The following is a 15,544-nucleotide window of genomic DNA, read 5'->3' as shown; positions in this document are numbered from 1 at the left end:
TACCAAAAAACAGACTGTTTTAATAGATGATTACCATAATAATGATTGAATTTTATTCTATAAAATGAAAACTGTATGAAAATGTGAATATTAGTAGCTTATAAATGAGGGGGAAACGGAAGTCTTATGATTTTTTTTCGTCCTTTATTTTTTTCCTTATAGGCATTTACGTAATTTTATTCTCTGTAATTAAAAATTCATATTAATACCAATATAATGGAAAGATATAGTTATGGAATAGTTGGCCTTGGAGTGATGGGGCGGAATCTTCTTTACAATATTGCTGACAACGGATTTTCAATCGCAGGATTTGATCTTGATCAGGAGAAAGTAAAAGAATTAGAGATCGGTGCCACTTCAGAAATGAAAGTAAAAGGTACAGGCTCTTTAGAAGATTTTGTATCTGCATTAGAAGTCCCAAGGAAAATTATTCTTATGGTTCCTGCAGGAAAACCTGTAGACGCAGTGCTGGAAAACATTACCCCGCTTCTGAATGAAGGTGATATCGTAATAGATGCAGGGAATTCTTATTTTGAAGATACCAACAGGCGTGTTGCTGATCTGGCATCTAAAAAACTGCATTTTATGGGAATGGGAGTTTCAGGAGGAGAAAAAGGAGCCAGAAGAGGTCCCAGTATAATGCCTGGAGGTGATCTGGAAGCTTTCAAACTTCTTAAGCCAATGCTTGAAGCTATTGCTGCTAAAGTAGACAACGAAGCGTGTACAGCGTATATGGGGAAAGGATCTGCCGGCAACTACGTGAAAATGGTGCACAACGGTATTGAATATGCCATTATGCAGCTTATCAGTGAAGCTTATGATCTGCTTAAAAGAGGAGCCGGGCTGAATAACGAACAGCTGTATGAAGTTTTCAGAGACTGGAATGATGGAGAAATGAATTCATTCCTTATAGAAATTACCAGAGATATTTTTACTCAAAAGGATTCATTCACAGAAAATTATCTTGTTGATCAGATTTTAGATAAGGCAGGAGCGAAAGGAACCGGAAAATGGACTTCTGAGCAGGCCATGGAAATCGGTGTTTCTATTCCTACCATTGATATTGCGGTAACTTCAAGAATTTTATCCGCCTATAAGGATGAGAGAGTTCAGGCTTCTAAAATATATGCTGAAAAGGAAATCACAAAACCGGAAAATACAGAATTGTTTATCAGGGAAGTGGGTGATGCTCTTTTTCTTTCAACATTAATCAGCTATGCACAAGGTTTGTCTTTACTGGTAAAGGCATCTGTGGAATACGGTTTTGAAATTCCACTGAAAGATGTTGTGAAAATCTGGAGAGGAGGATGTATCATTCGTTCCGTATTGCTGGAAAAATTCTATTCTGCCTATACTCAAAACCCTGATCTTTCTAATATTCTGCTTGATCACGATATTTCTGAATTGGTAAAATCGAAAATCAAAGCCTTAAGAAAAACTGCCGGATATGCTGCTGCAAACGGTATTTCAAGTTTGGGAATTCAGACAGCTTTGGGATATTTTGATGCTTACACCACAGAATCTCTTCCTGTGAATCTGATCCAGGCTCAGCGTGATTATTTCGGAGCTCATACCTATCAGCGTACTGACAGGGAAGGAGTATTCCATACTTCTTGGCAAAGTGCAAACAATTAAAATTCGGAAAAAAATGAATCAAAATAAAATCTTGCAGCCAACATCTATCGTTATTTTTGGTGCAACGGGAGATCTGGCAAAAAGAAAACTTTTTCCGGCATTTTATAACTTATACATCGACGGCAGAATGCCCAAAGGCTTCAATATTGTGGCTTTGGGAAGAGCTGAAAATACCGATGAACTCTTTAGAAATTATATCAAAGAAAATCTGGAAAGCTTCTCCAGAAAAAAAGTAACTTCCGAAGACTGGGCTGGTTTTCAGGCTCATATTACTTACTTTCAGCATCAGCTGGATGAAGAAAGTTCTTATCAGAATTTACAGCAGAAATTGCAGGATTTTGATGCTGTTTACGGAATGAGAGCCAACAGGTTATTTTATCTTTCAATAGGACCTAATTTCATTTCTACCATTTCCAATCATATAAAAACGACAGCATTAGCTTCCGATCCGAAAAAAGACCGTATTATTATTGAAAAGCCTTTTGGTCATAATAAACAGTCGGCGATTGAACTGAATAGTCTTCTGGCAAAAACCTTTGAAGAAGAACAGATCTATCGTATTGATCATTATCTGGGAAAAGAAACAGTGCAGAATATATTGGCTTTCAGATTCGGAAACTCAATTTTTGAACCTTTATGGAAGCATAAATATATTGAATCTGTGCAGATTACCGTAGCTGAAGAAGTAGGAGTGGAGACAAGAGGTGCTTTCTATGAACAGACGGGTGCTTTGAGGGATATGATTCAGAACCACCTTTTGCAGATTCTTTGTATGGTGGCTATGGAACCACCTGCTTCGTTGCAGTCTGGCGAAATCAGAGACCGCAAAGTAGATGTTTTAAAATGTATCCGCAGAATTTCTCCCGATCAGGTAGATCATTACGCTGTACGAGGTCAATATGCAAAAGGGACCATAAATGGTGTAGAAGTGAAAGGTTATCGTCAGGAAGACGGAATTGCTTCGGATTCCAATACAGAAACTTTTGCTGCAATAAAGTTTTATCTTGATAATGAAAGGTGGCAGGATGTTCCTTTTTATGTTCGTACAGGAAAGAAAATGAAAGAAAAGCACTCTTATATTACCATTCAGTTTAAACCGCTTCCTCATTCCACATTTTCAGACAGTCCGCATCTTTTGTCAGCGAACAGGTTGATTATTAATATTCAGCCAATGATGGATATCAGATTGCAGTTTATGACAAAAAAACCAGGATTGACCTTGGATTTGAAGCCTGCAGAAATGATTTTTGATAATTTTGCCTGCCAGGAAGATACCCCGGAAGCCTATGAAACCCTTTTACAGGATGCTCTTATAGGAGATCTTACCTTATTTATGCGTTCCGATCAGGTGGAAGAAGCCTGGGATGTTGTTACAACAATACAGGAGGCCTGGGAAAATAATAAAGATTTATCCTTCCCTAATTATAAAGCAGGAAGCTGGGGTCCCGAAGACGTTAATGCTTTGGTGGAAAGACAAGGACACAGCTGGGTATAAATAATATAAAATTTAAACAGACAAAAAATGAATATTACAGTATTTGACAATCTGGAAAAACTGTACACAGAGGCTGCGGATGCGTTTGTTGACCTTTCAAAAAAATCTATTCAGAAGAATGACCGTTTTGTAGTGGCGTTGAGTGGGGGATCTTCTCCCAAAGCTATTTTTAAACTATTGGCGACCCGGAAATATGCAGAACAGATTGAATGGAATAAAGTTTACTTTTTTTGGGTAGATGAAAGATGGGTTCCTTTACATGATGATAAAAGCAACTTCAGAATGACGGATGAAACGCTTCTCAGCCATGTTCCTGTTGATAAGAGCCATATTTTTCCGATGTATGCTGAAGATAAAACCCCTGGGGATTATGCAAAGACTTACGAAGAGCAGATCAGAAGAATTCTTGGCAATGATGGTATTTTTGATTTTATCCTTTTAGGTATGGGAGATGACGGTCATACCGCTTCTCTATTTCCTGGCGAGGAGGTTTTAAATGAAAAAGAAAAGTGGGTTTCTGCCTATTATCTGAAACCTCAGGAAATGTTCAGGATTACTTTGACTGCGCCTGTAATCAATAATGCTGAAAATATTCTGGTAATAGCATTTGGTGAATCGAAGAAACATGCATTGAATGAAGTGCTGAACGGTGAGTATAATCCATCATTATATCCATTACAACTCATTGAGAAAAAGGATGGATATCATTTTTTTACAGATGAAAAAGCAAAAGGGTAACAAAATTCTAACCTTTAAAAATAAGAGACTGTCCTAGGACAGTCTCTCTTCATATCAACTATTCTATACCGAAACCGGTATATACAATTTTTTGTACTTCACAATCAAAAATCTGAACTTTAAATTTAAAAACAGCATCATTAAAGAGCTAATGATACTGTTTCATTTAGTGTTTTTACCTTAGTTGCTTGTGTTCGAAACTTTTTAATTTTTTCCAACTCAATAGTGTTTCTATGTAAAATGGTTATTAGTTTGAAGCAAATATACAAAATAAGACACTTCAGAGTGTCTAAAATGAAAAAAAAATTAAATTATTTTTATTCAGTGTTTAATTGAATCAGGGAAAACAAGTGATAGAAGGCGTTTAAAGTCATAAATAAAATTAAAAAAAATTAAACGGAATAGTTATTTTGACTGATAAATGAAAGAATTCACCTCTTTCAAATAAAAACAGCACCAAAAAATGGTGCTGCAGGTAATGTTTTACCTCAGTTATGGAATTAAAAACATTCAAACTGAGGGAACTAACGATACAATCTGATCTCTCTCAATCTCACAACTCTGATCTTTCGTTTTATATAAAATGGTTATTAGTTTATGCAAATATATACATTTTAGACACTTAAAAGTGTCTAAAATGAAAAAAAAATCATAAACTTGTAGGATTGAAAAGTTTATCATGGAAAGAAAGTCGGCAGCAGGAAGTATCCGGAACACGGAACGCAGTAAAAAAAAATTTTTGGACGCAGTTGGAAAAATACTTAGAACAAAAGGGCATACTGCTTTGAAAGTGACCGATATTGCTGCTACAGCCGGTATAGATAAAAAGATGATCTATAATTATTTTGGCGGGATAGACGGGCTTATAGATGAATATATCCGGTCTCAGGACTACTGGAGTAAAGTAACCATTGATGAAATAGACAAAATAAAATCAAAACCGGAGGACGGAGGGCGGTCTTTCATCGAAAAAATGCTTCTATCGCAATTTGACTATGTTTACAAGAGCAAAGAAGTACAAAAATTACTTCTATGGCGTATTTCAGAACCCAGAAAATCACTAAGAAAACTTACCAGTATTCAGGAAGAAAACGGAGAATATATTTTTAAATTCCTTGTGGATCCTCATTTCAAAGAACAAGCTGAAGAGGTACGTTCGATAATGGCTATCCTGGTTTCCGGACTTTATTATCTGAATATGTATGCCGCTATGAACGGAAGTATTTTTTGTGGTATAGACATTGACACATCTAATGGGCGGGAAAGAATAAAAAAGGCAATCTCATTTTTATTGAATCAAACCTATGAGCATCTGTAATATTCAGTTTGTAATAGATTCGGAGATTATTCCGGTAAAAAACAAAACCATTAGAAATCTCTAATGGTCAATTGTGTTGTTGTGTTTCTACCTTAGTTGTTTCGTGTTCGAAATTGTCTTAAAGTAAGGGAACCTAAATAAAACAGTCTGAATTGTCTTATTTTTCAACCTAAAAGTGTTTTAAAATATATAGATGGTTTTAGTTTGTACAAATATATAAAATAAGACACTACAAAGTGTTTAAAATAATAAAATTTTTCTATATTTTATTTAATATTCTGAATTTCAATCTATTAATTTTTGTAATAAGAAAAAATTACTCTTTGAATGATGCTGGTATTCCAATTTGATCATAAAACAAAAGCAGAAAATCCTCTCAAACTAAAAACATGCATTTCAGTAATTGAAAAGAACAAGTCAAAAAAATAATGCTATTCGGTTCTATCTTTTAGTCAGTTGTTTACATTTGAAATATTTTAAACTGAGGAAACTAACGATACAATCTGAATGGTTTTTAATTTTTAAATCTCGATAGTGTTTTATATAATCAATAGTTTTAGTTTGTACAAATATATATAAATTGTTGAAATTAGACACCTGTAGGTGTCTAAAATGATAAAAAATTTTCTTAAACTTGTATATTGAATGTTTAGTCATGGAAAGAAAGTCAGCATCAGGGAGTATTAGAAATAAGGAACGCAGTAAGAAAAAGTTTTTAGATGCAGTTGGAAAAATTCTGAAAACGAAGGGATATGCAGGATTGAAGATCAATGATATCGCTGCAACCGCCGGAGTAGATAAGAAAATGATCTACACTTATTTTGGCGGTATGGATGGTCTGATGGACGAATATGTTCGTACACAGGATTTTTGGGTGAAGGTAACCAGTGAAGAAGTAGAAAAGATGAAACCGAATCTGGAAGATGGAGGAAGAGAATTTATTCAGCATATGCTGCTTTCACAATTTGAACATGTATATACCAACAAAGAGGCTCAAAAATTATTGTTGTGGACCATTTCTGAACCCAGAAAATCATTGAAAAAACTGATTGATACTCAGGAAGAAAATGGAGAATATATCTTCAAATTATTGATGGAATCCCATTTCAAAGATAAAATGGATACCTATCGTTCTATCATGGCGATTATGGTTTCAGGGCTTTATTACCTGAATATGTTCTCTTCTCTGAATGGCAGTATTTTCTGCGGGATAGATACCAATACCCCTGAAGGGCGTGAAAAAATCAAAAAAGCAATATCTTTTATGGTAGATCAGACTTACGATAATCTTTAATATCTTAAAAAAAATAAAAAAAGAGGCAATAATCTGCCTCTTTTTTGTATAGTATTGATGAATATTTTATCCTTTATGGTAAGGACATCCTGAAACTGCACCGGAATTTTCACCAGTATTGAAGAACTGATCTTCAATTACTTTTCTCTGGTCTTCAGGAATATCTGCTAACTTACGAAGTGTATTGACCTGGATGTGAGGCCAGCTTGTAGTCCCACCATCATTTCCGAAATCAAATTCAAAAAATACAATTTGTTCGTATTGCAACTGAAGAATCTCTTTCCCGTCTTCAATAATGGTTTCAATCCACATATCCATATCCACTTCAACTGTCGGAACAAAACGGTTGACAAAAGGAACATTTAAAACTCCTCCCTGTGCCCCGGTTTTCATTTTGGAAGACATTCTCACATGTACATAATTGCTGACCTTCTGACCTCTTAATGTATCTCTAAGTCTCAGATCAGGCCTTACAGAATAAGGATATAAATCATCTGCGAGTATTCTCTGGGTATAAACCTTGTTTGAACCCGGATCATTTTTATCGTCTAGTGTTTGATGAACCCACTCCGGTGCAGGTTTATCAAGATCAATGATTTCTTCCGGCGTTACTCCTGCATTCCCCATTGTACGTGAAATAGAAAGATGGTTGGTCTCCCATGCCTCTTTACCATAAGGGAATTTAGGGGAACCTTCAATTAAATAGAAGGTTTCATCAGCCTTATTTTGAGGGATAATATCGCCAAGTAAAGTAATGGTACTGCCGTGAGGAATAACGCCGCTTCGGGAAATAGAGTAGTCCGGAATAAAATAAGGGCCGTCAATTCCTGCTCCCGGCTTTATTTCCTGTGCCGGAATAATCTCGTAATAAGGCTGTCCCGGCTGCAGCTGGCTTAGAAGAATATATTCAGGATTTGCCACTCCATCTGGGGTTATCCTTACTAATGGTTCATCTCTGTATTCGCCGGTATATCCATACTTTTTAGCATCTTCTGTTGAAACGGCATGAATACCACGGTCTCTTTCTATAGATTCCTTGGTTGCTGCATGATTGTAGACATCACTCAGCCATAGGTACATTCCGTTTTCTTCATGGATAGGGGTGTATTTCAAAGCATCTTGTCCCTGTATCGCATTAACGCTCTTGATGCTTTGCTCATATTTAACGGCACCACAGAAGAGTTCACTGGCACCACCGCGGTTACGAACTCCACCCGGAACAATTGAAAATGTTAACTTCTCAATATATTCTTCACTGTCAAAAGCGAATTTTCCGGGTATTGTTCCTGAGTTGGTTCCGGGAGAAGGCATAATTGTAGTATGCACTCCACTTGCTAATGAAGGTTTAGTAATTTCTTTATTGTAATTCACATTATAGCTTACCCATGTACCTTCCAAAGCTTTAAGGATTCCATAATCTACACTGTTTTCGATGGCCTGCAGGTTATCTTCTCTGAATGGTCTTACCGGATCATCAATCAAAAGTTTTGAGTATCCATCCATTAGCTCAGCCAGATTAACTGCATTTTGTCCCGGCATTTTACGGAACAACTGTTCGCCTCCTGATTCGGGACTCTCTTTTTTTCTTTTAAGCATGATATATCGTTTTTATGGTTATAATTCAGTGTATTCAAAAGTGGGACCTGCATTATTTTGAGCATCCAACGGCTGCTTCATCAGATTAACTGCCTGTTCTTTCAAGGCATACATGTACATGATGGATTTTTCCAGTTCTCTTTGGTTTCCTTCCACAGCACTTTGTATAGCATCCAATAAACGTCTGTAGGTTTTATTAAACTCAACGCCCTGTGCATATAATTCTTTGTTCTTGATATAATATTCCACTTTTGGATTAGGCATCATAGGATATGCTTCATTCCAGTCAACAGGTAAATCTTTTCCGGTTGGTGGTGTAGTAACGGGCATCATTCCGTTTTCATCTGTAAAAGGCTCGTAGTTTCCGCCGAGATAGAAATGCTCATGGAAAACTTCTTTAAACCTGAAATAATGAGCCAGCTCTACACCTTCTTCAAACTGTGATGGATCAACATCGAAAATTGAATCATCGGCCCCTTCACCTTGCCCTTTTATTTCCTGAAAAACAGCGATTACCCCTTCTAAAGCTTCCACAAAATGTAGTTTTCCGCCACTTCCGTAATATTGCTCAGGACGGATTTGTTTGGCAGGGTTTCCTGTGAAAATTCCTCCGGTATTTAATTCTTCGAAATTCTTAGGAAGAGTTCCATGTTCTTTGTAATAAGCAATGATCTGGAAAATAACAATATAGAAGAATAAAACATCATAATATTCACCAATAGTATGTACATTTTCCATAATGAAACCTTTCATGTTTTCAAGGGTCCAGAAGTTATTGTCCTGTACAGCTGTTCTTTGGGAATATAATGCTGAAGAATCCGCCTCATGGTCATATTTTGGTGCTTTTACCAATGGTTGGCTCGGGCTCTCAATCGCAATAAAAGTGGCAATACTGTTGCTTGAGAATGTTTCCAGACCTACATAGAAATCAACATTCATTGGTAATTTCATCGGATAAGTAGGGTAGTTCTCCTGTTTGTTAACAGAGGGTTGAATGTCAATGGCATTCAATACATTACAAACCATGATCAGGTGAAGCATTTCTTCCACAGCAACACTTCTGATAATTTGGGAAGCCAGCGCATTGGTTCCGTCTTTAATCGAATATAAAGCCGTAAGATAAGGTGGAATGGTAGAATGTTCAATGAGAATGGCTGTTTGCAAAAGACCCTGTAAAATGGGTTTATAATCAATTTCAGTTAATCCCTTTTTTAATTCAGAAACACCTGAACCAAACTGAGATTCTAAATAAGCGTTAAAATCATCAATTTGATCGTTCAGTAAAAGATTCGTCAGTGTTTTGCTGTGATGTTTTAATCCTTCAATCCAGTCTTCTTTGCTCAATGTTGAATCAAATAATAAAGAAGATAATGAAACGGCTTCAGTAACTACCGCGCTTCTTGCGGCCATTCTTCCTGCTGTTGATGTTTCCTGTGGTTGTGCTGTTTTATTGATAAGTCTTTGTCTCATGGTGTTATTTTTTAAGTTGAGTTTCAAGATCAGCAAGAATAGATTCTACTGAACGGATGGTGAATGCTGATAATGTTAAAGTAGGATTTGAAGTTCCCAAGGTGGTCATGTTTCCTGCTCCTACAATGTATAAATTCGGGTGATCCCAGGCTTTGCAATAGCTGTTGGTGACAGAATCTTCCGGTGTAGAACCCATTCTGTGGGTACCTACGATGTGACCCGCTCCGTTATAGGAATAGCGTACACCATTGTAGATTACTGAGTTTTTGTCTGCGGCGGTGTATGATGTGAAATCTTCAATACCTAATCTGTTAAACATCTGGTCCGAAGCATGTTTTGCCTGCTCCATCGCTTTCATTTCGTATTCTGTTAGCTCATAATGGATAACAGGACGCGGAATTCCGAGAACATCCAGATACTGATCATTAATAGTTACTCTGTTATTTGGATTAGGCAGCTGCTCGATCTCGAAATGGAATAAAACCTGTTTTGAAAGCCTGTTCGTAAGTGCTTCTCTTAATTCTGCCCCGAAAAGCTTCTGCCCGATAAAATATCCGACATCAGATCCCGGAGAAAATGCCGGCCAGCCCCAACCCCAATTGTCAAGTGGAGAGATCCATGCAGAAAACTGACTTCTGAAGTCTCCGTCACGGAAAGACGAAATATTAGTGGTAGAACCGGGACCTCTGTAAGGATATACAGGTTCAGGGAAAAGCCCCCAGGTAAGCATTACCATATGATCCATAAGGTTTCTTCCTACCTGATCACTGCTGTTGGCAGCCGTTTTTACAACATTATTAACGGTATATTTGGAATTCAGCAGGATTTTTGGATTCTCAAAAGCATTGGCAGCCAGAATCACAATAGCGTCTGAAGTGTCAATTGATTCTTCAACAAAATCGGTTTTCTCCTTTGAAGTATACCTTCTCAGATGAACCTGGGAAATCTTATCCTTATCATTCTGGTCAACACTTAATCTGTATACCACACTCTGAGCCTGAATCTGCATGTATGGATTACGCTTAAGGTTTTCATTATCGTTAGCTTTATACAGTGCCTTTTTCAATGTTTTTAAAGCATTGTATTTAGCCTGAACCGGACAGATTGGAACGCATGATGCATTTCCTTCACAACGTTCTCCCATATAAGGATTCCAGACAGAACCAAGTGCTTTGTATTCTTCTTTTTCAGAATTGTCTAAAATCAGTTTATACCCCGATTCTTTTGGTTCAGCCTTGATGATCTTTGTTTTCCCGTATTTTGGATTGGGAATGGAGTTTCTCCCCTGCGGAGAAGGAACCATCATTAAAGGAATCTCCCCGGAACTTAGCTTTACGCTTGTCCCTTTAAGTCCATCAATGATTTTATGATCCATATAACTCTGAGGAATTTCTTCCATCGGGAATACATAATCTCCATAGTATTCCTCCATATTTTCAGAGATAGGATATTCCTGTCTTGAAACATCTCCGGAAACCCCGATTTCAAACTCTGCCATTTCATAATAAGGTCTTAATTCTTCATAATCTATCGGCCAGTTGACCGGACTTGGCTTATCAGTATTAGGCTGAGGAATGGTGATCCCGTATTTTTCTGTAAGCTTAAAATCATTCGGAAGCATTCTCGGGGTAGTTCCCAGCCAGTGAAGAGTTGTTCCGCCTCCCACTCTGATAGCATCACTTGCAAAAGGCATTGGGCCAAACTGAACCAGATATCCCTTTTTATCAGGAAACGGCTGAACGATATGTTCCATATCCAGAACATTTGGAGAAGGCGCCTGCTTTAAATTCGGATAAGGAGAGTTGGGGACCTTGGCTTCCTCTCTGTAAAAAGTACGGATATACTCATTGTAAGTAGTCATTGAGGATACGGAATCCAGTTCAATACCGGCTTCCAGCCCCGCTTCATACATTAAGATTGATATTTCCTTGATATTGTCAGATTTTCCCGCATCTGCACGATGGATCATTTTGCCTTTTGTCATGTCAAATACATGATCAGAGAGCAGTTTTGCGATCAATGATCCTGCGATCCCCGTTCCTACGATGATCACATCTTTTTTATTATTGGTCTGGTTCATGAGTTGCTGTTTACAGGTTTAATATTCCACGATTTGTATCCAGGTTGTTTTGCTCCGGGCGGATGAGAATGCATCAGATTCCAGACAAGACCTTCTTTGTAAGAAAGGTCATTGATATACGCTCCTTCCCAGGTTCCCAAATACCACATGGTGATTACTTTTCCGGCAATATCATTCATTCCGGGATTGGCGATAATTTCAGATTGGATGGCATTTTTCAACTGATCTTTGTCAGAAGAATTTTCAAGAATATTTTTAGAAACGGTAAGGAATTCTACGAAAGTAGCCGCGTCTAAGCTCTTCATAATGTAGGTGTAATAGGCTTCTGCCAGACCTGCGGATTGTAATTCGTTTACGGTAAACCCGGCAAGCACTTCCGAGATAGACATAAACACGTCGAAATAATAATCGTCGACGTTGAGGATTTTGTTAATAATATTCATTTCGTTAAAAATTTGGGTTAGATATCTTCAACTCCTTTCAACAGGAAGTGATCATACCGATTGATCTATGTCTGCCGGATTTTCAGATACCATTTCTTTTTCAGAAATGAATGCATGCTTTTCAAGCTATCCATAGTTGTCAGTTTTTGTTTATTCGAAATTAATCAGATCCTCTCAGATAAGATTCAGTATTTCTACGTAATTTAGAGTAAGGTAATTTTAATTTTTTGTAATAAACCCTTTATTGGAGGTGGTTGTAAAGAGTTATGTTTTCACCTAGTTTAGAATTATTTTAAATAATGTGGCCGTTTTTTTATCCTAAAAATGGTATTGAAAGTCTCGTTTTTGAAAATAAAATACTGAAATTGTGAAAGATGTAATTATTCTTTTAACTTAAATATGAAATAATCTTACCTTTAGACATCAGGGAATATATTGCTGTAATAAAAGATATTCTACATATGTTATTGAAATATAGCCCGATCAACTTATTAATTATAACCATGAAAAAACTTGCTTTCAGCGTACTGTGTTTAATTTCTCTGACATTGCCTGCACAAGGATCGAACAAGAAGAAGGCAGATACTCAATCTTTCAAAAACATCCATCAATCTGTTCAGCTTGAAACAGACCGGATATTTGGTAAATTGATTACTATCAGAAGAGAATTTCATGAAAATCCGGAACTGGCAGGTCATGAAAAGCAAACTCAGGAAAAAATTAAGCAATATCTGCTTGATCTCGGATTGGAAGTTAAGACAGATGGGTATGGTTACAGCGTTGTAGGAATTCTGAAAGGAGACCGGAATGGCAAAAAAATAGCCTGGAGATCAGATATGGATGCATTACCCAATGATTATCCTGATCCTGAAACTTTCAGATCGAAAATAAAAGGCATTCAGCATGACTGCGGTCATGATATTCATATGGCGGTTGGATTAGGAATAGCTGAAGTTCTTTCAAAACATAAAAAATCTTTAAAAGGAACAGTCTATTTCATATTTCAACCTGAAGAAGAAACATTCAAAGGCGCAAAAGAAATGCTGAACAAAGGCTTGCTTTCTATAATAAATCCTGATGAAATATATGGATTGCATGTGACAGCAATACCTGTAGGACAGATTATGGTGAAACCTAATGAAATGTTTGCCTATCAGAAGAGAATAAGAGTTCAGTTAAAAAATGGATTATCTGAAGAAGAAACAAAAGGGCTAACGAAAAAGATCAGTGATTTTCTGTTCCGTATTCAGCCCGGAACAAAGCCATGGGAATTACAATCTATTGTTGATCCTAAAATCGGATTGACAAATCCTGATACTATTTTTAAAGATTATCTGTTCACGGATGGAAAATTTACCACCTACTCTAAAAATAATGAGTCCTTTCTTGAAACCTATCTGTATGAAACAAATTCTTCTAATTTAGATAAAATAATTCCTGGAGTTCAGAAAATTATAGAAGACAGCGTGTATAAAGACAAACTTCTTTCCGTTTCATTTATACAGGGAAATCCAACGGTTATCAATGATGAGAAGCTGACAATATCAGCCACGGAAATCCTTCAGAATCTTTATGGAAAAAATACGGTTGCCAAAGATTATGGGCAGGTTCCGTTTTTCAATGATGATTTCTCTTATTTTCAACAGAAAATACCAGGCGTTTATTTTTTCCTGGGAGGTTCCAATTTCGAAAAAGGAGTGATTGCCATGAATCATTCTCCTAATTTTCAAGTGGATGAAGAGAGTATCAGAACGGGTGTGAAAAGCTTTTCATCATTACTTATTGAACGTCTTAACAGGAACTAACTTTTCACCGCAATTGCGTCTATCTCGAACAACATTCCAGGTAAAGCCAGCTGGCTCACAGGAATAAGCGTGCTTGTTGGTAGAAATGTTGGGTTCCATACTTTTTTAGCTTCTTCTGCCCAAATTTCAAGCTTCTCCGGATTGTGATCAACAATAAGTAGAGTGATTTTAACAACATTCTCAAACGTCATGGAGTGGCTCTGTAAAATGATGTTTAAGTTTTTCAAAGCATCCTGAACCTGTGTTTTAAAATCATCAGCCAATACATGATTTTCTCCTACACCGCCACTTTGTCCGGATATAAAACACATCTGGAAAGGAGATTGCACAGAAATGCTGTGTGAAAAACCATAAGGCTCCGGATTAAATAATGCTGCAGGATTGACAAGTTGGTGTTGTTTATTATTTTCCATAATCTTTCTTTTAATGATGTAAAAATGAAAGATAAAAACAAGAAAAGCTTTTACATATGTTGAGGGAATTGTTGTTTTTATGATGTAAACAATTCTTTACCTATTTGAAAATCGATATAAAAAAAGCTGCTCCAGAGGAACAGCATTTTTAATTTTTTACTCTACAACAATACTTTCAATTCCTTTTTGCAGGGCCGTATCCTGAATAACCGGAACAGAAAGACCTTCAGCACGGACCACAGAAATATCCGTCATTCCCATAAATCCGAGAGTTTGTTTTAGGTAAGGAACTACAAAATCATACGCCTGTCTTTCCCCTTCAGAATATACACCACCACTTGAAAAAGCAAGGTATACTTTCTTGTTTTTTACCAGACCTTCAGGACCGTTTTCGCTGTAGCTGAACGTTTTTCCCGCTCTTGCAATATGATCAAGCCATGATTTAAGGGTAGAGGTGATACTGAAATTGTACAATGGAGCTTCAATAATGATAATATCAGCTTCATGCAGTTCAGCAATTACCATATCTGAAAGTTTTACAGTTTCCAACTGTTCTGGCGTACGGTTTTCTTCCGGAGTAAAAAAAGCATTGATGTGGGTTTCTTCTAAATGAGGAAAAAGCGGGTTGGTCAGATCACGTTTTTTAAAAACACTGTCAGGATATTTTGCCGTGATTTTTTCTACAACAGCATTTCCCAGTTTTTTGCTGATTGATGATTCGCTTCTTGGGCTGGAGATAATATGAAGTACTCGTTTCATTTTTTATTTTTTTTAAAATTGATGTTTCAAAATTATCTATATTTACTAATAAAAAGATAGTAGTTACCAAAAGGTTAGTAATAACATTTAGGTTAGTAACCAGATAAAACAGAGAAAATGGAAGAAGAAAAAATAGTGTATTCAAGGCCGCAATGCAGTACGCATCTATCTGCTACTGAGGATGCTTTGTACGTTTTGGGAGGCAGGTGGACCATCCGGGTAATGATCGCTATTTTGGGCGGGCATACACGGTTCAACGAGTTACAGCGAACGATTAATGGGATTTCAGCAAGAGTACTTTCCAGCGAATTGAAAAAACTGGAGGTCAACCATTTAGTTGAAAGAACCGTTCTTACCGATCAGAAACCGGTCTTGGTAGAATATGTTCATACAGAATACAGTGAGTCACTCAAAGACGTTATTGCAGCGCTTGCTGAATGGGGAACAAAACACAAAAAGAAAATTACAGCTTAATAAACGAGTGTTGATATCAGTAAA

Annotated in this window: 13 protein-coding genes; 7 read left to right on the top strand and 6 right to left on the bottom strand. The window is 36.8% G+C overall.

Annotated elements, in window-relative coordinates; all coding sequences use genetic code 11:
• The first annotated feature begins 216 nt into the window (after positions 1-216).
• From gndA to FN817_RS12050, 5 genes are all read left to right on the top strand, one after another.
• On the top strand, positions 217-1,635 hold the full coding sequence (gene gndA, locus FN817_RS12070) for an NADP-dependent phosphogluconate dehydrogenase (RefSeq protein WP_142718134.1): 1,419 nt from the start codon (positions 217-219) through the stop codon (positions 1,633-1,635).
• A gap of 13 nt (positions 1,636-1,648) precedes the next feature.
• Positions 1,649-3,130, top strand: a complete 1,482-nt coding sequence (gene zwf / locus FN817_RS12065; protein ID WP_142718133.1) for a glucose-6-phosphate dehydrogenase — start codon at positions 1,649-1,651, stop codon at positions 3,128-3,130.
• 27 nt (positions 3,131-3,157) lie between these two features.
• Entirely contained in the window at positions 3,158-3,868 is a 711-nt protein-coding gene (gene pgl, locus FN817_RS12060) for a 6-phosphogluconolactonase (RefSeq protein WP_142718132.1), read from the top strand.
• Positions 3,869-4,547: 679 nt separating this feature from the next.
• Positions 4,548-5,186: a TetR/AcrR family transcriptional regulator gene (locus FN817_RS12055; RefSeq protein ID WP_142718131.1), complete on the top strand. Its 639-nt coding sequence runs from the start codon at positions 4,548-4,550 to the stop codon at positions 5,184-5,186.
• A gap of 655 nt (positions 5,187-5,841) precedes the next feature.
• Entirely contained in the window at positions 5,842-6,480 is a 639-nt protein-coding gene (locus FN817_RS12050) for a TetR/AcrR family transcriptional regulator (protein ID WP_142718130.1), read from the top strand.
• 66 nt (positions 6,481-6,546) lie between these two features.
• Here FN817_RS12050 and FN817_RS12045 read toward each other — a convergent pair whose 3' ends face one another.
• From FN817_RS12045 to FN817_RS12030, 4 genes are read right to left on the bottom strand one after another with little or no spacing between them, the layout of a single operon-like run.
• The gene (locus tag FN817_RS12045; RefSeq protein WP_142718129.1) at positions 6,547-8,076 is read right to left on the bottom strand and encodes a peroxidase, FMP-type; all 1,530 of its coding nucleotides are present in this window, start codon (positions 8,074-8,076) and stop codon (positions 6,547-6,549) included.
• Between the two features lie 18 nt (positions 8,077-8,094).
• On the bottom strand, positions 8,095-9,546 hold the full coding sequence (locus tag FN817_RS12040) for a ferritin-like domain-containing protein (RefSeq protein ID WP_142718128.1): 1,452 nt from the start codon (positions 9,544-9,546) through the stop codon (positions 8,095-8,097).
• 4 nt (positions 9,547-9,550) lie between these two features.
• Positions 9,551-11,626: a GMC oxidoreductase gene (locus FN817_RS12035; protein WP_142718127.1), complete on the bottom strand. Its 2,076-nt coding sequence runs from the start codon at positions 11,624-11,626 to the stop codon at positions 9,551-9,553.
• The gene (locus FN817_RS12030) at positions 11,623-12,069 is read right to left on the bottom strand and encodes a hypothetical protein (protein ID WP_142718126.1); all 447 of its coding nucleotides are present in this window, start codon (positions 12,067-12,069) and stop codon (positions 11,623-11,625) included. The genes FN817_RS12035 and FN817_RS12030 overlap by 4 nt, the downstream gene beginning before the upstream one ends.
• Before the next feature lie 503 nt (positions 12,070-12,572).
• Here FN817_RS12030 and FN817_RS12025 point away from each other — a divergent pair.
• Entirely contained in the window at positions 12,573-13,874 is a 1,302-nt protein-coding gene (locus FN817_RS12025; RefSeq protein ID WP_142718125.1) for a M20 metallopeptidase family protein, read from the top strand.
• Here the strand turns inward: FN817_RS12025 and FN817_RS12020 are convergent.
• A complete protein-coding gene (locus FN817_RS12020; protein ID WP_142718124.1) occupies positions 13,871-14,287 on the bottom strand; it encodes a RidA family protein in 417 nt (138 codons plus the stop codon). The two genes, FN817_RS12025 and FN817_RS12020, sit on opposite strands and share 4 nt — an antisense overlap.
• 156 nt (positions 14,288-14,443) lie before the next feature.
• Positions 14,444-15,046, bottom strand: a complete 603-nt coding sequence (locus FN817_RS12015; RefSeq protein ID WP_142718123.1) for an FMN-dependent NADH-azoreductase — start codon at positions 15,044-15,046, stop codon at positions 14,444-14,446.
• A 117-nt stretch (positions 15,047-15,163) separates the two neighbouring features.
• Between FN817_RS12015 and FN817_RS12010 the strand changes: the two genes are divergently transcribed.
• Complete coding sequence (locus FN817_RS12010; protein ID WP_142718122.1) at positions 15,164-15,520, top strand: winged helix-turn-helix transcriptional regulator; 357 nt, start codon at positions 15,164-15,166, stop codon at positions 15,518-15,520.
• The last annotated feature ends 24 nt before the right edge of the window (positions 15,521-15,544 follow it).

The organism is Chryseobacterium rhizoplanae (genome assembly GCF_900182655.1).
Classification (GTDB): domain Bacteria; phylum Bacteroidota; class Bacteroidia; order Flavobacteriales; family Weeksellaceae; genus Chryseobacterium; species Chryseobacterium rhizoplanae.
The sequence above is the reverse complement of the archived record's forward strand: the minus strand, read 5'-3'. Positions and strand labels throughout refer to the sequence as shown.

Coding starts and splice junctions, on each gene's coding strand:
- FN817_RS12035 (WP_142718127.1), bottom strand. CDS start 11,626: ATGAACCAGACCAATAATAAAAAAGATGTGATCATCGTAGGAACGGGG.
- zwf (WP_142718133.1), top strand. CDS start 1,649: ATGAATCAAAATAAAATCTTGCAGCCAACATCTATCGTTATTTTTGGT.
- FN817_RS12045 (WP_142718129.1), bottom strand. CDS start 8,076: ATGCTTAAAAGAAAAAAAGAGAGTCCCGAATCAGGAGGCGAACAGTTG.
- FN817_RS12040 (WP_142718128.1), bottom strand. CDS start 9,546: ATGAGACAAAGACTTATCAATAAAACAGCACAACCACAGGAAACATCA.
- FN817_RS12050 (WP_142718130.1), top strand. CDS start 5,842: ATGGAAAGAAAGTCAGCATCAGGGAGTATTAGAAATAAGGAACGCAGT.
- FN817_RS12015 (WP_142718123.1), bottom strand. CDS start 15,046: ATGAAACGAGTACTTCATATTATCTCCAGCCCAAGAAGCGAATCATCA.
- FN817_RS12020 (WP_142718124.1), bottom strand. CDS start 14,287: ATGGAAAATAATAAACAACACCAACTTGTCAATCCTGCAGCATTATTT.
- FN817_RS12030 (WP_142718126.1), bottom strand. CDS start 12,069: ATGAATATTATTAACAAAATCCTCAACGTCGACGATTATTATTTCGAC.
- gndA (WP_142718134.1), top strand. CDS start 217: ATGGAAAGATATAGTTATGGAATAGTTGGCCTTGGAGTGATGGGGCGG.
- FN817_RS12055 (WP_142718131.1), top strand. CDS start 4,548: ATGGAAAGAAAGTCGGCAGCAGGAAGTATCCGGAACACGGAACGCAGT.
- FN817_RS12025 (WP_142718125.1), top strand. CDS start 12,573: ATGAAAAAACTTGCTTTCAGCGTACTGTGTTTAATTTCTCTGACATTG.
- FN817_RS12010 (WP_142718122.1), top strand. CDS start 15,164: ATGGAAGAAGAAAAAATAGTGTATTCAAGGCCGCAATGCAGTACGCAT.
- pgl (WP_142718132.1), top strand. CDS start 3,158: ATGAATATTACAGTATTTGACAATCTGGAAAAACTGTACACAGAGGCT.